18 protein-coding genes are annotated in these 18,883 nt (G+C 68.4%); 7 read left to right on the top strand and 11 right to left on the bottom strand.

From position 1 onward, the window contains the following. Positions 1–2 precede the first annotated feature (2 nt). The gene (locus tag M2351_RS13585) at positions 3–455 is read left to right on the top strand and encodes a hypothetical protein (RefSeq protein ID WP_264656576.1); all 453 of its coding nucleotides are present in this window, start codon (positions 3–5) and stop codon (positions 453–455) included. Positions 456–557: 102 nt separating this feature from the next. Here the strand turns inward: M2351_RS13585 and M2351_RS13580 are convergent, their stop codons facing one another. From M2351_RS13580 to M2351_RS13535, 10 genes are all read right to left on the bottom strand, one after another. Continuing rightward, positions 558–1,406, bottom strand: coding sequence for a TrmH family RNA methyltransferase (locus M2351_RS13580; RefSeq protein ID WP_264656575.1), 849 nt, complete (start codon positions 1,404–1,406; stop codon positions 558–560). 69 nt (positions 1,407–1,475) lie between these two features. Further along, on the bottom strand, positions 1,476–2,480 hold the full coding sequence (locus tag M2351_RS13575; RefSeq protein ID WP_264656574.1) for an SDR family oxidoreductase: 1,005 nt from the start codon (positions 2,478–2,480) through the stop codon (positions 1,476–1,478). 82 nt (positions 2,481–2,562) lie between these two features. Further along, complete coding sequence (locus tag M2351_RS13570; protein WP_264656573.1) at positions 2,563–3,141, bottom strand: YqaA family protein; 579 nt, start codon at positions 3,139–3,141, stop codon at positions 2,563–2,565. Between the two features lie 95 nt (positions 3,142–3,236). Next, entirely contained in the window at positions 3,237–3,503 is a 267-nt protein-coding gene (locus M2351_RS13565) for a hypothetical protein (protein ID WP_264656572.1), read from the bottom strand. Positions 3,504–3,571: 68 nt separating this feature from the next. Further along, on the bottom strand, positions 3,572–3,847 hold the full coding sequence (locus tag M2351_RS13560; RefSeq protein WP_264656571.1) for a hypothetical protein: 276 nt from the start codon (positions 3,845–3,847) through the stop codon (positions 3,572–3,574). A 10-nt stretch (positions 3,848–3,857) separates the two neighbouring features. Continuing rightward, a complete protein-coding gene (locus tag M2351_RS13555) occupies positions 3,858–4,109 on the bottom strand; it encodes a MoaD/ThiS family protein (protein ID WP_209769544.1) in 252 nt (83 codons plus the stop codon). 141 nt (positions 4,110–4,250) lie between these two features. Then, the gene (locus M2351_RS13550; RefSeq protein ID WP_264656570.1) at positions 4,251–5,555 is read right to left on the bottom strand and encodes an NAD(P)/FAD-dependent oxidoreductase; all 1,305 of its coding nucleotides are present in this window, start codon (positions 5,553–5,555) and stop codon (positions 4,251–4,253) included. Positions 5,556–5,727: 172 nt separating this feature from the next. Further along, on the bottom strand, positions 5,728–7,575 hold the full coding sequence (locus tag M2351_RS13545; protein ID WP_264656569.1) for an aldehyde ferredoxin oxidoreductase family protein: 1,848 nt from the start codon (positions 7,573–7,575) through the stop codon (positions 5,728–5,730). A 13-nt stretch (positions 7,576–7,588) separates the two neighbouring features. Next, positions 7,589–8,065 (bottom strand): 4Fe-4S dicluster domain-containing protein, encoded by a 477-nt coding sequence (locus M2351_RS13540; RefSeq protein WP_264656568.1) that lies wholly within the window; start codon positions 8,063–8,065, stop codon positions 7,589–7,591. 201 nt (positions 8,066–8,266) lie between these two features. Then, on the bottom strand, positions 8,267–8,635 hold the full coding sequence (locus M2351_RS13535; protein WP_264656567.1) for a winged helix-turn-helix domain-containing protein: 369 nt from the start codon (positions 8,633–8,635) through the stop codon (positions 8,267–8,269). 243 nt (positions 8,636–8,878) lie between these two features. On the opposite strand from M2351_RS13535, the gene adh reads away from it, so the two are divergent. The 4 genes from adh (at position 8,879) to M2351_RS13515 (ending at position 15,141) form a co-directional block, all read left to right on the top strand. Further along, entirely contained in the window at positions 8,879–10,399 is a 1,521-nt protein-coding gene (gene adh, locus M2351_RS13530) for an aldehyde dehydrogenase (RefSeq protein ID WP_264656566.1), read from the top strand. A 123-nt stretch (positions 10,400–10,522) separates the two neighbouring features. Further along, the gene (locus M2351_RS13525) at positions 10,523–10,906 is read left to right on the top strand and encodes a DUF779 domain-containing protein (RefSeq protein ID WP_264656565.1); all 384 of its coding nucleotides are present in this window, start codon (positions 10,523–10,525) and stop codon (positions 10,904–10,906) included. A gap of 300 nt (positions 10,907–11,206) precedes the next feature. Then, the gene (gene nosP, locus M2351_RS13520; protein ID WP_264656564.1) at positions 11,207–12,424 is read left to right on the top strand and encodes a nitric oxide-sensing protein NosP; all 1,218 of its coding nucleotides are present in this window, start codon (positions 11,207–11,209) and stop codon (positions 12,422–12,424) included. Continuing rightward, entirely contained in the window at positions 12,421–15,141 is a 2,721-nt protein-coding gene (locus M2351_RS13515; protein ID WP_264656563.1) for a NahK/ErcS family hybrid sensor histidine kinase/response regulator, read from the top strand. The genes nosP and M2351_RS13515 overlap by 4 nt, the downstream gene beginning before the upstream one ends. A 94-nt stretch (positions 15,142–15,235) precedes the next feature. Here the strand turns inward: M2351_RS13515 and M2351_RS13510 are convergent, their stop codons facing one another. After that, positions 15,236–15,913 carry a glutathione S-transferase family protein gene (locus tag M2351_RS13510; RefSeq protein WP_264656562.1) on the bottom strand — a complete coding sequence of 226 codons (678 nt, stop codon included), beginning with the start codon at positions 15,911–15,913 and terminating at the stop codon, positions 15,236–15,238. Between the two features lie 375 nt (positions 15,914–16,288). Between M2351_RS13510 and M2351_RS13505 the strand changes: the two genes are divergently transcribed. Next, positions 16,289–17,689, top strand: coding sequence for a leucyl aminopeptidase family protein (locus M2351_RS13505; protein WP_264656561.1), 1,401 nt, complete (start codon positions 16,289–16,291; stop codon positions 17,687–17,689). A 145-nt stretch (positions 17,690–17,834) separates the two neighbouring features. Then, positions 17,835–18,857: a flagellar motor switch protein FliG gene (gene fliG / locus M2351_RS13500; protein ID WP_035670918.1), complete on the top strand. Its 1,023-nt coding sequence runs from the start codon at positions 17,835–17,837 to the stop codon at positions 18,855–18,857. Positions 18,858–18,883 lie beyond the last annotated feature (26 nt).

The following is an 18,883-nucleotide window of genomic DNA, read 5'->3' as shown; positions in this document are numbered from 1 at the left end:
ACATGGCGATCGACAACGACACCTTACAACGCTTGGCCGAGGAGGGCCGTCGCCACGGCAACCGGCTGAGCATCGAGCAGCTCGGCCGTGCGATCCCGGTCGACACCATGACTCCGGAGGAGGTCGCCGTCGTGGTGGAGCGGCTGGAGACCGCCGGCATCGACGTGGAACTCGACGACGAGCGGCTGAGGCGGCCGCGCGGCGCCCGGGCCTACGACTCGGCCCGGGGGGAAGGCGTGGTGGACCTGGCGAGCCCGGCGGCGCCGGCCGTCTCCGTCCCCGGCGTCAAACCGTCGGTCCATGGCTGGGAGGACGAAGGACTGGGCCACGCCCACGGCGGCCACGGCCACGGGTCGCGCCGGGCGCCGACCTGGAACCGCGGCGGCGTGGACATGCTGCCCATCGTGATCATCGTCGTGGTCGCGCTGGTGATGATTGCCGTGGTGGGTGGCTGAGGCGCGGGTCGCGATGGCGGGATTTCACCACAGAGACACGGAGACACGGAGAAATCACGCCCTCTGTATCTCTGTGTCTCTGTGGTGATCCCTTTCCCGCGACTACCCCTTCACCGGCTTGGCCAACGCGTGGATGAGGATGGCCGCGGTCGCCGCCACGTTCAGCGACTGGACGTGGCCGGTGCCGGGGATGGTCAGGATGTCCTCGCAGGCGGCCTGCGTGGCCGGCGACATGCCGTCCTCCTCGTTGCCCATCACCACAGCGACCGGCTTGTCGGATTGGGCCAGCGTGGCGACGTCCGTCACCGCGCGGCCCTGGCCGAGCGCCGTCCCGACGGTGCGGTAGGCCCCGCGCAGCCGCTTCAGCGCAGCCGGCAGGTTGGCCGCCCGGTACAGTTCCACCCATTCGAACCCGCCCTCGGCGACGCGGTAGGCGGCCTCCGACGGCAGCGCCTGGCCGGGATGGTCGGAGACGACGACGCGCGGCAGCCCGAAAAACGCCGCGGTGCGCAGGATGGCGCCGAGGTTGTGGGGGTTGCCGACTCCGTCGAGAATCAGCAGCGGTTGCCCGTCCGCCGCCCAGCGCCGCGCCTCCTCCGCGTCGAAGGCGGGCACGTTGCGCGGCGCGATCAGGGCGACCACCCCGCCGTGCAGCACTGTGCCGGCGACCTTCGCCAGTTCCTCCGCGTCGACCATGCGGTAGGGCTTGCGCGCCGCCGCCAGCGCCTTGCAGAAGGTGCCGACCGCCGGCGCCAGCCGCTCGTCGAAGAACAGCCGCTCCACCCGGCCGGCGTCGTGCGCGAACAGGGCGGAGACGGCGGACAGGCCGGCGACGCGGAACAGTTTCTTCGGCGCTTCCTCCCGCGGCGGGGCATCGCGCTGCGGGGTTGGAGCCCGGCGGGTGCGGGAAGGAGCGGGCGTACGGCCGCGCGGCGTCGCCGGCTTCGGCATGATGATCTCGGACCTGGAATGGATGGACGGGTCGGCATTCTGGCCAACCCGTCCTGCAAAACCAAGACTCTAATGACGGCGGTCCGGCTGGTCTTCATGCCCGTGCTGCCGCCGCGCGTAGCCCGCGTAGGCCGCCGCCGCGGCGGCCGCGACGCTGGCGACGACCAGCGGCGACACCCAGCCGGGGGGTGCGGTCTTGTAGCCGCCGGTGACGCCGCGACCCTGCTCCATGGGCTCGAACAGGTTGCCGTCGGTCGCCGGGGCGGGAGGCGTGCTGCCGAAATGGCGGTGCGCGCCGTGGCCGGCGATCTTCTCCATCAGGCGCGGCGCCACCGCATGGCCCAGCCGGGTCAGCGGAGTCAGCGCGCCGACCATGGCCTGAGCGCGCGGCTTCAGCGCCAGGGCCACGATGGTCTCCGCCACGTCCTCCGGGTCGTCGTGGAGGGAGCTTTCCGGCTGAAGCTCGTGGCCCGTGTAGTTGGCGCCGTGCGTCATGCCCGGCGTGTCGGTGAAGGACGGGTAGACGCCGCAGACATGGATGCCCGGCTCGTCCACCAGCTCCGCCCGCAGGCTTTCCAGAAGCCCTTCCAGCCCGAACTTGCTGGCGGCGTAGGCGGCGGCGTAGGGGGCGGGTGCCCAGGCGCCAACCGACACGGTGTTGATCAGGACGCCGCGGCCCCGGCGGCGGAAGACCGGAAGGACGGCGTGGGCGCCGTGCAGCGGGCCGAACAGGTTGGTTTCGATGACGCGGTGATGGGCCTCGACCGGCGTTTCCTCGAAGCGGCCGAGCGCCCCGACGCCGGCGTTGCTGACCCACACGTCGATAGCGCCGAAGGCCTGCACCGCCCGGTCGGCCAAGCGCTTGACGGCGTCCGCGTCCGTCACGTCGGTCGGCACCACCGCCACTTCGGCGCCAAGCCCGCGGCATTCCTCGGCCACCTCGTCCAGCAGCCCCTCCCGCCGGGCGGCCAGAACCAGCTGCGCGCCCTGCCGCGCGAAGGCCTGCGCCGTTGCGCGCCCGATCCCGCTCGACGCGCCGGTGATCACCACCGTGGCCCCTTGCAACGTCCGCATCGCCTGTCTCCCCAATGTCGCTTCGCTCGCGAGCGTCAACAGGGTGGAGCGCGGGGTGTCGCGGCGATTCGCAGGGTTGGGGTCAGATCAGCTTGATGACCAGGAAGCCGCCGATCAGGGCGACTGCGAAGGCGCTGGTGACCAGGGTCAGGCGCTTTTCGATGAAGTTGCGGACCGGCTCGCCGAACCAGTAGAGCAGGGCGGCGACCAGGAAGAAGCGCATGGAGCGCGAGATGATCGACGCGCCGATGAACACCCACAGGTCGAGCTTCGCCACGCCCGCGGTGATGGTCAGCAGCTTGTAGGGGATGGGCGTCATGCCCTTGATGATCAGGATCTCCGCGCCGTAGTCGACGAACTTCTGGCGCAGCACCTCGAACTGGTCGTTCAGGTGGTAGAAATCGATGACGGCGCGGCCGATCGCCTCGTAGAGGAAATAGCCGATCATGTAGCCGGCGATGCCGCCGACCACGGAGGCCAGCGTGCAGATCGCCGCGATGCGCCACGCCGCCTGGCGGTTGGCGAGCACCATCGGCACCAGCAGCAGGTCCGGGGGGATCGGAAAGAAAGAGCTTTCCGCGAAGGACACGCCCGCCAGCCAAGTGGTGGCGTTCTTCGAGGCCGCCTTGGCCATGGTCCAGTCGTAGAGGCGCTTCAGCATGCCGGTCGCGAGCCCGTGGTTGGTGCCTGACGAGCCTTGTTTTAGCGACCGGGGCGGCGCGCGGCTACGACCAATTCGAGGCGGACCCGTAAAGGCTACGGCCTTTTTCCGTCGGGGGTAGGCTGGTCCGGCGTCTTCGCTCTGTCCGGTTCGCCGCGGTCGGTCGGGGCGCAGTCCTCGTCCAGCGGGCCGCCAGGCCAGCCGCCGGGCATCCCGCGGAAGCGCGTGTCGGGGTTAGATCCGCCGCCGCCGCTTTCCTCGTCGCAGACGGGTTCGATGTCCGTGCGGTGGATTGGGGTCGGGGTTTCGTCGGGCTGCTGGCTTTGTTGCTGCGGGCTTTGTTGCTGGGGGGTGTCCGCCATGGCTCTGGCCTTCCGGTTGCTGGATGGACTCCGGCAACAGAAGCGGGGCCGTGCGGTTCCCAACGTCTTCACCCGCCCCCACGCTGGAAGGCGCGGTCGAAGCGGGCGAGGAAGGCGCCCCGCTCCGCCTCGCCCCAGCCGCGGAAGGCGAAGCCGACGCAAAGCCGCGGGATGTCGACCGGGCCGAAGCGGCGCGGCGGCAGCGCCTCAATCAGCAGGTCCACGCCGACCTCCTCCCCGATCCGGATGCGGTCGGCGTCGGCCCGCCATGGCAGGCCGTCCAGCGCGCCGGGCAACAGGCGCAGCAGGTCGTCCCTGGTCAGCGCCATGTCCTTGGTGATCATGCTCCGGCGATCAGCCCCCGGCGACCGGCGGCCACATGGCGACGGCATCGCCGGGCTTCAGCGGGTGCCGGTCGAGCTGGCTCGGCGCCACGTAGACGCCGTTGACCAGCACGAGGTGGCACTTCTCCCGCGCCATGTTCAGCCGCCCGATGACGTGCGCCGGGGTGGCGTCGTCCGGCAGGTCGAGCCGCGTCTGGTTCTGCTTCGCCCCCGGCGGCAGGTGCTGGGCCAGCGTGGCGTAGAGCTTGACGACGATTTCCATGGGTCCCTCCGCGAAAGGGGTGAAGGCCGGCGACGATGGTCACAACCAAGACACCAAGAAGCCACGACGTGCCCAGGTCGAGGACTCTTGGTGTCTTGGTGCCTTGGTGGTGAATCATGTTCCCCGGCCTTCGGCCTGCCTTCACGTCAGATGGGTGCGGGCGATGTAGGCTTCCATCAGGCGGTGCGGATCGGCCTTCAGCCGCTCCTTCCAGGGACCGAGTTTGGTCCCGGTCTGGATCAGCCCGCGCATCACGCCGACATGCTGGGTCACGCCGATGGCCGTGCCGCCGACCAGCACGTCGTCGGCGAATTGCAGGTTCAGGTACTTGTAATTGGCGTCGTCCACGATCTCCACCGAATCGCCCCCGTTCACCCCGGCCCATAGCCCGAAGGAGCTGGAGATCAGCCCGACGGTGTCCAGCACGTTCATCTGCAGGCTGCCGTTGTACTGGATGTTATGGCCGGCCATGTTCATGGCGGCGATGCGCCCATGCTCCGACGCGGTCGGCTGGATGGCGTGGACGTCGTGCGCCTTGGTCGAGAAGTCGTAGCCCTGGGCCACGTCGCCCGCGGCAAAGACGTCGTTGACGCTGGTGCGCATGTAGCGGTCGACCATGATCCCGCGGTCGACCTTCACGCCGCTGTTCGCCAGGAAATCCACGTTCGGCGCCACGCCGGCCGACACGACGACGAGGTGGGCCGACAGCATCTCGCCGCTGTCCAGCTCCACGTCCAGCGTGTCGCGGGCTTCCGTAGGCGCCCGCCGCTTCAGGAAGCCGAAGATGCCGCGGCTCTTCTCGGCGGCGACGTTCTGCAACGCCTTGATCTTGGTGTTGGTCAGGACGCGGATGCCCTTGGCCTCGCACCAGCGGCGGATCATGGTGCCGGCGATGGGGTTCATCATGCGCGGGACCATGCGGTCGCCCATCTCCACCACCGTCAGCTGCACGCCGCGGGCGGCCAGCGCCTCCAGCACGATGCAGCCGATGAAGCCGGCGCCCATCAGCACGACGTGCGTGCCGGGCTCGGCCAGCTTGATGATGTTGCGGGCATCCTCCAGCGTCCAGCAATGGTGGACGCCGTTCAGGTTCAGCCCGGGAATCGGCGGACGGACGGGCCGCGCGCCGGTGGCGACCAGCAGCCGGTCGTACTTCATGTGGCTGCCGTCGGCGAAGTCGATCCGCTTGTGGTCGGGCATCAGCGATGTGGCGCGCGCGTTCACGCGCACGTCGATGCCGCGGGCGGCGTAATGGTCCTCGCCCTTGCGCAGGTGGGTCCCCGCCTCCCCGATCTTGCCGGTGAGCACGTAGGGGATGGCCATGCGGGAATAGGGCGGCTCGTTCTCCCCGCTGACGAGCGTGATGGTGCCGGTGGGATCGGCCTTCCGCAGGGTCTCCGCCGCGACAACGCCCGACGGCCCCGCCCCGAGAACGACGTAATGCATCTTTTTGCCCTCTTGGGGAAAGCATCACTCCCTCTCCCCCTGGAGAGAGGGGCGGAGTGAGGGGGCGGCCGTAAGGCCGACAAGGCACGCTCATTGCAGTGCTTGGACGCCCTGCGGGCGCCCCCTCACCCTAACCCTCTCCCCAGGGGGGAGAGGGGACTCGAAGGTGGGTTTAGAGCGCCAGCCGGGCCAGCGTCTCGTTGGTCGGCACGCCGTCCGTCGTCCAGCCGCGGATGTCGTAATATTCCGGCAGCATCTTGGCGAGGTCGTTAACGCGTCCCTTCGCCGGGCCGGAGGTCGCCGGTTCGGACAGCAGCCGTTTGGGCAGCGTGTCGTCGGCCGCGGTGAAGCCGGCGGCGAGGTTGAACTGGCGCTCCAGGTTCCAGATGCGCTCGCCCGTCTCGACCATGCGGTCCACGCTCCAGCCGCCTTCGATGGCCGCGTCCACCTGCGGGGCCACGTCCTGGAGCGTCCAGGCGAAGGAGGTGAAGATGCAGATGCCGGCGCTGTCGAAGGCCGCCGTGGCGTCCTGGAAGGCCTTCACCAGCCCGGCCTTGCCGTCGGTCGCCAGCGGATCGGTCTTCTCCGGGATGCCCAGCACCTCCGACGCCACGGTGTAGCTGCGCAGGTGGCAGGCGCCGCGGTTGGAGGTGGCGTAGGTCAGGCCCATGCCCTGGATGCCGCGGCTGTCGTAGGCCGGGAACTCCTGGCCCTTGACGCCCATGTGGAACTCCGGATGGCCGTACTTCTCGCACAGCCGCTTGGAGCCCAGCCCGATCTCCGCCCCGAAGCCCTCGCCCTTGCCGGTCAGCTCGGCGATCTGGGTCAGCGCCTCGGCCGAGCCGAAGCGCAGCTCGATGCCGCCGGTCTGCTCCTTGGTCAGGGCGCCGGTCTCGTACAGCTCCATCGCCGCCGAGACGGTGGCGCCGAAGCTGATCGGGTCGAAGCCCTGCTCGTTGCAGATGAAGTTGGCGAAGGTCAGCGCCTCCAGGTCGTCCACGCCGGTGTTGGAGCCCAGCGCCCAGGCCGCCTCATACTCCAGCCCGCCCGACGCCCCCCAGTATTGCGGCCGGTTGACCACCGTGTAGTGGGTCTTGTCGATCATGCTGACGCGGCCGCAGGCGATGGTGCAGCCGAAGCAGGCCTGGTTGGCGACCAAGTTCGGCTTGCCGTCGGTCGGCCGCTTCTCCGCCATGGCTTCGGCGGAGATCTTGTGCGCGCCTTCGAACTGGATGTCGCGGTGGTTGCGCGTCGGCATCGCGCCGGTCTCGTTGATGACGTTCATCAGGACCTGCGTGCCGTAGGTCGGCAGGCCCTGGCCCGTCACCGCGTTGCCGGCCAGCACGCCCTTGGCGGTCTCGCTCGCCTTCAGGAAGCCCAGGAAGTCGCGGACCTTCACGCCCTCCGTCCCGCGCACGGCGACGGCCTTCAGGTTCTTCGACCCCATCACCGTGCCGACGCCGGAGCGGCCGGCGGCGCGGTGCAGGTCGTTGACGATGCAGGCGTACTTCACGCCCTTCTCACCGGCCACGCCGATGGTGGAGACGCGGACCAGCGGGTCCTGCAGCTCCGCCTTGATGGCGTGCTCCGTGTCCCAGACCGACTTGCCCCAGAGGTGGTCGGCGGGCAGCAGGCGGGCGTTGCCGTCCTCCACGAACAGGAAGACGGGCGAGGGCGCCTTGCCCTCGAAGATGATCATGTCCCAGCCGGCGAACTTCAGCTCCGCGCCGAAGAACCCGCCGGAGTTGGAGCAGGCGATGGCGCCGGTCAGCGCCCCCTTGGTGATGACCGTGTAGCGCCCGCCGGTCGAGGCCATGGTGCCGGTCAGCGGCCCGGTGGCGAAGATCAGCTTGTTGTCGGGCGACAGCGGATCGACCTTCGGGTCGATCTCCTCCACGAGATACTTCGTGCCCAGGCCGCGGGATCCCAGGTACTTCTGGGCCCACTCCATGTTCAGCGGCTCAACCTTCACCGTGCCGGCGGTCAGGTTGACGCGCAGGATCTTACGTGCCCATCCCATCGTCTGGTCCCCCTCAGTTCGCGCGTGCGCCGGTGTCGGTCTTGGCGGCCCAGGCGCGCATCTTGTCCAGCCCGGTCCAGTTCGAATCGACGAAGGTGATCGCCTGCGTCGGGCAGGCCTTGGCGCAGGCCGGATCGCCTTCGCACAGGTCGCACTTCATGACCTTGCCGGAGGAGGCGTTGTAGTTGATGGTGCCGAACGGGCAGGCGATGGTGCAGACCTTGCAGCCGACGCAGAGGTCGGCGTGGACCTCCTTGGCGCCGGTGGCCAGGTTCACCTTGATCGCGTCCACCGGGCAGGCCTGCATGCACCAGGCCTCGGAGCACTGGGTGCAGGTGTAGGGGACGAAGCGGGCTTCCGCATCGAAGGTGAAGACCTTGATGCGCGACTTGGACGGGTTGAAGACTCCTTCGTTCTCGTATGAACAAGCCATCTCACACTGACGGCACCCGGTGCATTTGCCCGGGTCGATGTTGAGCGAGCGCTGCATCGTCGCACTCCCTAAGGGCGGTGTTTTCTGGAACCGAGATTTGTTGGACGGACGTCTCCGCCCCGTCTTCACAAGGAAGCGGGGTCGGGCGTTCGCCCTTTTCATTTGTTAGTATTCCGAGACTATGCGCGCACGCGTGGTGGAGCAAGGTCGCCAGTGTCGCGGCCCGTCGTACTTTAGGCGGAGGCGGGGCAGTGCCCGTTACGACTCCTTCGTCTCCTCCGCCTCCGCCTCCGCCTTCAGCGCCTCGTCCAGCCAGGACAGGTGCGGGGCGGCGGCCTTGCGGGCTTCCTCCTCCATCAGGCGGTAGCGGCGGACGACCTCCTGGCCGAAGGCGGTCAGGCCGGTGCCGCCGCCTTCGCGCCCGCCGACGTTGGTGCGCACCACCGGTTCGCGGAAGGCGGTGTTCATCGTCTCCACCAGGAACCAGGCGCGGCGGAAGGACATGCCGAGCGCGCGCGCCGCCGCGGAGATGGAGCCGGTGCGGTCGATCTGCTCCAGAAGCGTGACCTTGCCGGGGCCGATGGCCCCGGACGGGTGCAGGAAGCGCAGCCGGATGTCGGTCGTCATGTCCTTCGTCTCGCCGGATCGCGGGGTGTCCTCTGGCCCAAGGTACCATTTCGCGCCGTGGGGTCATTCCGGAAATCGCGTCGGGCGTCCTCTGCAACGAAAGTCGAATTTACCGCCTGGGCCGAAAGCCGCGATAACAGCAGGGCGCTGTGACGGGAAACGCATATCGGGCGATATGGCAAAATCCGCACAACGACCGCGTTTCGCGCAGCAAGCTTCAATTCGCGTTGGGAGGAAAGCGTCGTGATCCATCAGGCCCTGGAAACGCTCAGCAAGCAGGTCGCCATCCGGCCGCGCTACGACAACTTCATCGGCGGCCAGTGGGTGGCCCCGACGAAGGGCCAGTACTTCACCAACCTGACCCCGATCACCGGCAAGCCCCTGTGCGAAGTCGCCCGCTCGACCGCCGAGGACATCGAGAAGGCGCTGGACGCCGCCCACGCCGCGAAGGACGCCTGGGGCCGCACCTCGCCCGCCGAGCGCTCGCGCATCCTGAACAAGATCGCCGACCGCATGGAAGAGCGTCTGGACGTCCTGGCGCTGGCCGAGACGCTGGACAACGGCAAGCCGATCCGCGAGACGACCCACGCCGACCTGCCGCTGGCGATCGACCACTTCCGCTATTTCGCGGGCTGCATCCGCGCCCAGGAAGGCACGATCGCGGAGATCGACCACACCACCTACGCCTATCATTTCCACGAGCCGCTGGGCGTCGTCGGCCAGATCATCCCCTGGAACTTCCCGCTGCTGATGGCGGTGTGGAAGCTCGCCCCGGCGCTGGCCGCCGGCAACTGCGTCGTGCTGAAGCCCGCCGAGCAGACCCCGATGGCCATCATGGTCATGATGGAGATCATCGGCGACCTGCTGCCGGCCGGCGTGATCAACGTCGTCAACGGCTTCGGCATCGAGGCCGGCAAGCCGCTGGCGCAGAGCCCGCGCATCGCCAAGATCGCCTTCACCGGCGAGACGACGACCGGCCGCCTGATCATGCAGTACGCGGCGGAGAACATTATCCCGGTCACGCTGGAACTGGGCGGCAAGTCGCCGAACATCTTCTTCAGCGACGTTATGGCCGATGACGACGAGTTCCTGGACAAGGCGCTGGAAGGCTTCGCCATGTTCGCCCTGAACCAGGGCGAGGTCTGCACCTGCCCCAGCCGCGTGCTGGTGCAGGAGAGCATCTACGACAAGTTCATGGAGAAGGCCGTCGCCCGCGTCGGCGCGGTCAAGCAGGGCAGCCCGCTCGACCCGGCCACGATGATCGGCGCCCAGGCGTCCATCGACCAGCTGGAGAAGATCCTCTCCTACATCGACATCGGCAAGGCCGAGGGCGCCAAGGTCCTGATCGGTGGCGAGCGCGCCCACCTCGGCGGCGAGCTGGAGAGCGGCTACTACATCAAGCCGACGGTCTTCGAAGGCCACAACAAGATGCGCATCTTCCAGGAGGAGATCTTCGGGCCGGTCGTGTCCGTGACCACCTTCAAGACCGAGGAAGAGGCGCTGGCCATCGCCAACGACACGATGTTCGGCCTGGGTGCGGGCGTGTGGAGCCGCGACGGCAACCGCGCCTTCCGCATGGGCCGCGCCATCCAGGCCGGCCGCGTGTGGACCAACTGCTACCACCTCTACCCGGCCCACGCGGCCTTCGGTGGCTACAAGCAGTCGGGCATCGGCCGCGAGACGCACAAGATGATGCTCGACCACTACCAGCAGACCAAGAACCTGCTGGTCAGCTACAGCCCGAAGGCCCTGGGCTTCTTCTAAGGGCCTGAACAATCCCCTCTCCCTCGATGGGAGAGGGGATTGTTGCCAGCATTGTCTCCTCCCTGTGACCTTCCGGCCGGGGGCCTCGCGGCCTCCGGCCTGTTTTCCTTGGAGCATCCGCCCATGGTCGAACGCGTCGTCGCCACACCGGCCGCGCTGGAGCTGATCGAAAAGCTGCGCGGGCTGTACGGTCCCCTGTTCTTCCACCAGTCCGGCGGCTGCTGCGACGGCAGCGCGCCGATGTGCTTCATGGAGGGGGAGTTCAAGCCGGGCGGGCAGGACGTGCGACTGGGGGAAATCGGAAGCTGCCCCTTCTATATGGGGGCCGCCCAGTTCGCCTATTGGGAGCACACCCAGCTGATCATCGACGTCGTGCCGGGGCGCGGCGCCAGCTTCTCGCTGGAGGCGCCGGAGGGCGTGCGCTTCCTCACCCGCTCCCGCCTGTTCACCGATGAGGAGGCGGAGGATTTGCGGCACCAGTCTTCCGTTATGACGAAATTGGCATAGCGCTCTTTACGGGAAAACGGTATGGTGACACCGACTTCGGGAGATTTCCCCGGTCGGTACGGCCGCAGGGCAGCTGATCCGTGTTCATGCTGACCTCCCCGCGCGGCGGTGCATATGGAACCGAACTCGGCGCCCCCGCGACAGCGGGAGGCGCCTTTTTCGCATCGTGGTGTCGTCCTTATACCAATGTCGAATGCACGACGGCTTCCGGCGGCTTTCCCCCGGGCGCCGGGGTGGGATAACCTATGGGTCACCCGCCGGCCTGTTGCCGACTTCCTCCGTTTGGGGGCGATGGACGCCATGCCGCTGCTTTCCGCTCCCCGCCACCACAACGGCACACCGATGGATTCCCTGTTCGACGCGCCCACCCGTCCGCCTCTGCCCCGCGCGGTCTCCATGGCCGAGGACGCGCGGACCGCGGCGCGGGAGCTGTATGAGGGGCTGCGCGGTGGGGCAGAGCTGGAGATGGCCCTGGTCTTCTGCTCCGCCCATTACGACCAGGAGGAGCTGGCGGCGGCGCTGGCGGAGCTGTTCGGTCCCATCCCGGTGATCGGCTGCACCACGGCGGGGGAGATCACGCCCTTCGGCTACGCCGCCGGGTCGCTCGTCGGCATCGGCTTCCCAAAAACCGACTTCACCATCGCGGCGCAGCGCATCGACGACCTCGACCGCTTCTCCATCGCCGAGGCGCCGCGCGTCCTGCGCGAGGTGCTGGCGCAGCGCGACGCCGCACTCGCCGCCCGCGCCGACGCCTTCCGCGACTATGGCTGCTTCGCCTTCCTGATGATCGACGGCATGTCGCGGGCGGAGGAGATGGTGGTCAGTGCGCTGCACAGCGTGCTGATGGACATCCCGCTGTTCGGCGGCTCCGCCGGCGACGAGCTGCGCTTCGAGCGCACCTTCGTCCTGCACGAGGGGCGGTTCCATTCCAACGCCGCGGTTCTGATGCTGGTTACCACCGCGCGTCGCTTCGTGGTGTTTCGGACCGAGCATTTCGTGGCGTCCGATGCCAAGATGGTGGTCACTGGCGCCGACCCGCAGCGCCGCATCGTCACGGAGATCAACGCGGAGCCCGCGGGGCGCGAATACGCCCGCATGGTCGGGCTGGAGGGGGAACCGCTGACCCCGATGATCTTCGCCGCCCATCCGGTGGTGGTGCGCGTCGGCGGCGAGTATCACGTCCGCTCCATCCAGAAGGTCAACGAGGACGAGAGCCTGACCTTCTACTGCGCCATCGACGAGGGGATCGTGCTGACCGTCGCCCGCGGCGTCGACCCGGTGGAGAATTTCGAGGCGATGATGCTGAAGCTGGCCGCGGAGGTCGGCGGGCCGCCCGACCTCGTGCTCGGCTGCGACTGCATCCTGCGCCGGCTGGAGCTGGAGCAGCGCCAGCTGAAGCACGTTATGTCGGCCACGCTGGCGCGGCACAACGTCGTCGGCTTCTGCGCCTACGGCGAGCAGTACAACGCCATGCACGTCAACCAGACCTTCACCGGCGTCGCCATAGGTGCGCGATGACGATCCTCTTCTCCGACCGCAACCTTCCCGATCCACTGGGGCCGACACCACCGCTCAGCGGCGACGAACGCGCCCGGCTGGACAGGTTGGAGCGTGAGAACGCCAAGCTCCGCCGCATCAATCAGGTGCTGATGGACCGGGTGGAACGGTCCATGGACGTCCAGGGCGGCGCCTTCTCCCTGTTCCAGACCGCCATCGTGCTGGAGCAGAAGGTGCGGGAGCGCACGCTGGAGGTGGAGCGGGCGTTGCGCGAGCTGGAGGACAGCCACCGCGACCTCGCCCGCGCGAAGGAACTGGCCGACACCATGCGCACCCGCCTGTCGGAGGCCATCGAGTCGGTCAACGAGGGGTTCGCCATCTTCGACGCCGACGACCGGCTGGTGCTTTGCAACAGCAAGTACCTGGCCCTGTGGCCGGAAATCCGCGACAAGATCATGCCGGGCGTGCGGTTCAAGGACATCGCGGAGCTGGCCGCCTCCTCGCGCTCCGTCGCCGATGCCTACCCGCGGCCGGACCTGTGGCTGGCGCAGCGCCTGGCCCAGCACCGGGAGCTGAAGGGCCCCTACATCTACCGCCTGTCGGACGGCCGCTGGATCCAGGTGAACGAGCGGCGGACGCGCGACGGCGGCGTGGTCGGCGTCTACACCGACATCACCGACATCAAGGAGCATGAGACCCGCCGGCGCGAGCGCGAGCTGGCCGAAAAGTCGGCGCTCCTCCAGGCCACGCTCGACAACATCGCGCAGGGGGTCGGCGTCTACGACCGCGACCAGCGGCTGGTCGCCTGGAACGAGCGCTTCGCCGCCTTGCTGCGCCTGCCGGACAGCGTCGCGCGCCGGGGCGCCAGCTTTGCCGAATTCATCCTGCACCATGCGGCGATGGGGGATGGGGCGATGGGCGAGGCGGGCCTGTCGCTGCGCGCGCTGATGGCGCCGAGCTGCCTTGTGGAGCAGCCCTGGCTGGACGACACGGTCCTGGAAATCAGCCGCAACCCCATGCCGGGCGGCGGCTTCGTCCTGACCTTCACCGACATCACGGAGCGCAAGCGGGCCGAGCAGGCCCTGCGCGACAGCGAGCAGCGCATCCGGCTGGTCACCGACGCGGTGCCGGCCCTGATCGCCTACGTGGACGCGGAGCAGCGCTTCCGCTTCGTCAACAAGGCCTACGAGAACTGGTTCAACCGCGCGCGGGAGGACATCGAGGGCCAGCCCATGTGGGCCGCACTCGGCGACCTCTACTACGAGGCGCGGCGCACCTACATCCTGCGCGCGCTGGCCGGCGAGGAGGTGACCTTCGAGCTGGACCTGCCCGGCGAGAACGGCGCCCCGCGCTACGCGGTCGCCACCTACATCCCGCATTTCGGCGAGAAGCGGGGCGGCGGCAAGCGGGAGGTCCTGGGCTATTTCGGCCTGATCCACGACATCACCGAACGCCGGATGGCGGCGGAGGCCTTGGCCGACGCCAAGGACAGCCTGGAGCGCCGCGTCGTCGAGCGCACGGCGGAGCTGACGCGCCTCAACACACAGCTCCAGCAGGAAATCGCGGAGCGCATCGCGGCGGAGGAGGCCCTGCGCCTCGCCAAGGCGGAGGCGGAGCAGGCCAACCTGTCCAAGACCCGCTTCCTGGCCGCGGCCAGCCACGACCTTCTGCAACCGCTGAACGCCGCCCGCCTGTTCGTCGCGGCGCTCGGCGATCTGGAGCAGCCGGAGCCCAGCCGCGGGCTGGTCGACAACCTCGACGTGGCGCTGGCCTCGGTGGAGGATTTGCTGTCCACGCTGCTGGACATCTCCAAGCTGGACGCGGGAGCCGTGCGGCCAGAAGTCGCCGATTTCCCGATCCAGAGCCTGTTGGGGGCGCTCGCCACCGAATACGCCGCGGTCGCCAAGGAGCGCGGGCTGGACTTGCGCGTCGTCGCCAGCCACGCGGTGGTGCGCAGCGACATCCGCCTGCTGCGCCGCATCCTGCAGAACTTCCTGTCCAACGCGCTGCGCTACACGCCGGCCTGTCCCCCGTCCGGTGATGGCGCGGGAAAGGTGCTGATCGGTTGCCGGCGCACCCCGGCCGGCCTGCGGATCGAGGTGTGCGACACCGGCCCCGGCGTGCCGGCCGACAAGCTGGGCGAGATCTTCCAGGAATTCCGGCGGCTCGACACGCCCTGCGCCAACGAACGGGTGCGCGGCATGGGCCTCGGCCTCGCCATCGTCGACCGGGTGGCGCGGATGCTGGACCACCCCATCACCGTGCGGTCGCAGCCCGGCCGCGGGTCCGTCTTCGCGGTCACCGTGCCCTTCGGCCGCTACGCCCGCCCGGCCCGCGCGCTGGAGGCGCCGGTGCGCACGACGACCAACCGGCTGGCCGGCACCCGCGTGCTGGTCATCGACAACGAGCCGGCGGTTCTGGCCGGCATGCGCGCGCTTCTGGAAGGCTGGGGCTGCACCGTCGCGACGGCGGCCAGCGGCGACGAGGCCCTGCGGGCGCTCGACAGCGCAACGCCCGACGTGCTGTTCGCCGACTACCACCTGGACAACGGCGTGATCGGCTTCACCGAGATCGCCCGCGTGCGCGAGCGTTGTGGGACGCAGCTGCCTTCGGTCCTGATCACCGCCAACCGCACCGCCGAAGTGGTGGAGGAGGCGCAGTCCAAGGGCTGCCACGTCCTGAACAAACCCGTGAAGCCGGCGCAATTGCGCGCGGTGATGACGGGGTTGCTGGGGTGAGGGATTTTCACCACCAAGGCACCAAGACACCAAGAATCCTCGCGACCGGCACGGCGTGGACTCTTGGTGCCTTGGTGCCTTGGTGGTGAATCCTTTACGGCGCGACGAACACGCCGGTCGGGCGTTCGTCCGTGTAGATGTCCCACGGCTCGGCCTTGGCGGCGGCCACCCATTCCTTCATGGCCGGCAGGCTCATCACCGCCTCGGCGTAGGCGCGCCCGACCTCGTCCATCTCGACGCCGTAGGTGATGAAGCGCGTCACCACCGGCGCGTACATGGCGTCGGCGATGGAGAAGCGGCCGAACAGGAAGGGACCATCCGCCCCGAACCGCTCCCGCGTCGCGCGCCACAACTCCAGCACGCGAGCGATGTCCGCCTCGCTTTCCGGGTTGTGGCCAACGCCGGGGCGCATCGCCTTCAGGTCCATGGACATGTGGGTGCGCAGGCCCACGAAGCCCGAATGCATCTCCGCCGACACCGACCGCGCCACCGCGCGCGCCCCGGCGTCCTCCGGCCACAGCCCGGCCGCGGGGGCGATCTCCGCCAGATACTCGCAGATCGCCAGCGAATCCCAGATCACCCGATCACCATCCCGCAGGCTGGGCACCCGGCCCGACGGCGAATGTTCCGCGATGCGCGCGGCGGTGTCCGGCTGGCGCAGCGGGATCAGAATCTCCTGGAAAGGCAGGCCGCTGTGCTTCAGCGCCAGCCACGGGCGCATCGACCAGGACGAAAAGGCCTTGTTGCCGATGATGAGCGTCAACTCGGTCATGATGAATCCCCCGTGTTGAAAATTGGTCTGGAGAAATGTCGGACCATGTGGAGCGCCACAATACAGCCTTTCCGCGATCGGTCCCCAGGGCAATCGCTTCAAAAGAATGCAATTCGAAGCCCTCTCCCGCCGGGGGCAGGAGAGGGGGACTTGCGCGCCGCCCTGTTGCCTCATCCTCCACGATCATATAGGATAAAAGTCTTATGTCGCCGGAGAGGGGCACCGGTGAAACATCACCGTCGCTTGTGTTTCATGGCGTTTCACAGCGTTTCATTCGATCGCACGCCCCGGATCGGTCCCATTGCCCCCTTTTCAGGGCCGCTTCGCCGCGCCATCCTCTTGACCCTGTTTCCCGTCTTCTGAAGGACGCCCGTCTTGCTCGCCACCCTGCTCGCCACGGCCGGCACCGGCACCGTGACCATCACCCCGCTGACCAAGGCCGGTCTGTCCGGCTGGCTGGAGTCCCAGCCGCCCGCCCAGAAGGACGCCATTGCGGCCTGGGTGAAGGCCGTCAACTTCGCGGCGGAGGCCGGCTCCACCGCCTTCCTGCCGGGGGAGGGCGGGACGGTCGCCCGGGTGCTGGTCGGCGTCTCGGCGCTCGACGATCTCTGGGGCCTCGCCGGCCTGCCGGGCGGCCTGCCGCCGGGCAGCTACCGCCTGGACGAGGAGACCGACGCCAAGCTCGACGGCCGTGCCGCCACGCGGCTGGCGCTGGGCTGGGCGCTCGGCAGCTACCGCTTCGACCGCTACAAGAAGTCGGAGAAAGGCTTCGCCGGACTGGTCTGGCCGAAGCACGCCGACCAGGGCGCGGTGCAGCGCACGGCGACCGCGACCTATCTGCTGCGCGACCTCGTCAACACGCCGGCCAACGACCTCGGGCCCGCGGAGCTGGCCAACGCCGCCGCCGCTCTGGCTGAGGAGTTCGAGGCCGCGATCGCCGTGATCGTCGGCGACGCGCTGCTCGACCGCGACTACCCGGCCATCCACGCCGTCGGTCGCGCCAGCCCGCGAGAGCCGCGGCTGATCGACCTGCGCTGGGGCAACCCGGACCACCCCAAGGTCACCATCGTCGGCAAGGGCGTCTGCTTCGACAGCGGCGGCCTGGACATCAAGCCGTCGTCCGGCATGCTGCTGATGAAGAAGGACATGGGCGGGGCGGCGCACGCGCTGGCGCTCGCCCGCATGGTGATGATGGCCGGGCTGCCGGTGCGGCTGCGCGTGCTGGTGCCGGCGGTGGAGAACGTCATTTCCGGCAACGCCTTCAAGCCGATGGATGTGCTGAAGACCCGCAAGGGCCTGACGGTGGAGGTCGGCAACACCGACGCGGAAGGCCGCCTGATCCTGTGCGACGCGCTGGCCGAGGCCGATTCGGAAAAGCCCGCCCTGCTGATCGACTTCGCCACCCTGACGGGGGCCGCCCGCGTCGCCCTGGGGCCGGAGCTGCCGGCGCTCTTCTCCAACAGCGACGATCTCGCCGACGACCTGCTGGCCGCGGGGCAGGAGCACAACGACCCGCTGTGGCGCCTGCCGTTGTGGGCGCCCTACCGCAAGGGGCTGGACAGCAAGGTGGCCGACATCAACAACGTCACCACCAACGGCATGGCCGGCGCCATCACCGCGGGCCTCTTTCTCCAGGAGTTCGTGTCCAAGGACACGCCTTGGGCGCACCTGGACACCTTCGCCTGGAACAGCTCCAGCCGTCCCGGCCGTCCGGAAGGCGGCGAAGCGCTGGGCCTGCGCGCGGCCTACGCGGTCATCGCCAAGCGGTTTGGTTGAGCGGAAACCTCAATCGATCACATATGGTTAAAATTGTCACCCCCGCGCCCGTCGCGGGGGTGGATTGACGATTCGGAAAGGGCTAAAACCAAAGGATAATACTGGCAGGCTTTGGTGCCGGTTCGTGTCTTTGGAGGCGGAAGTCATGGCGCTGAAGGTTCGTGAGGATTATCGCACCCTCACCGGTCCGGAGAAGGCGGCCATCCTGATGCTGGCGCTGGGCGACGAGCATTCCTCCAAGCTGTTCGCGATGATGGACGACGAGGAGATCAAGGAGCTGTCCCAGGTGATGGCGAACCTGGGCACCGTCTCCGCCAACCTCATCGAGCGCCTGTTCGTGGAGTTCGCGGAGCAGATGTCGGCCACCGGCTCCCTGGTCGGCTCCTTCGACAGCACCGAACGCCTGCTGCTGAAGACCCTGCCCAAGGACAAGGTCGACTCGATCATGGAGGAAATCCGTGGTCCCGCCGGCCGCACCATGTGGGACAAGCTCGCCAACGTGAACGAGTCGGTGCTGTCCAACTACCTGAAGAACGAATACCCGCAGACCGTGGCCGTGGTGCTGTCGAAGATCCGCCCGGAGCACGCCGGCCGCGTGCTGACCCAGCTGCCGGAAAGCTTCGCCATGGAGGTCATCATGCGCATGCTGCGCATGGAGGCCGTGCAGAAGGAGGTTCTGGACGACGTGGAGCGCACCCTGCGCACCGAGTTCATGACCAACCTCGCCCGCACCAGCCGCCGCGACAGCCACGAAATGCTGGCCGAAATCTTCAACGGCCTGGACCGCACGACCGAGCACCGCTTCATGGCCGCCCTGGAGGAACGCAACCGCGACAGCGCGGAGCGCATCAAGTCGCTGATGTTCACCTTCGAGGACCTGTCGAAGCTCGACCCCTCCGGCGTCCAGGCCTTGCTGCGCAGCGTCGACAAGCAGAAGCTCGCCACCGCCCTGAAGGGCGCGTCGGAGACGCTGAAGGACCTGTTCTTCTCCAACATGTCCGAACGCGCCGCGAAGATCCTGCGCGAGGACATGGCCGCCATGGGCCCCGTCCGCGTCCGCGAGGTGGACGAATCCCAGATGTACATGGTCCAGCTCGCCAAGGATCTGGCGGCCCGCGGCGAAATCGTCATCTCCGAAGGCAGTGGCGAGAACGAGCTGATCTATTGATGCGGCTTACCCATCCCCCCGCGACG

It is taken from the genome of Azospirillum canadense (assembly GCF_025961225.1).
GTDB lineage: Bacteria > Pseudomonadota > Alphaproteobacteria > Azospirillales > Azospirillaceae > Azospirillum > Azospirillum canadense.
This window is presented reverse-complemented; position numbering and strand designations above follow the sequence as displayed.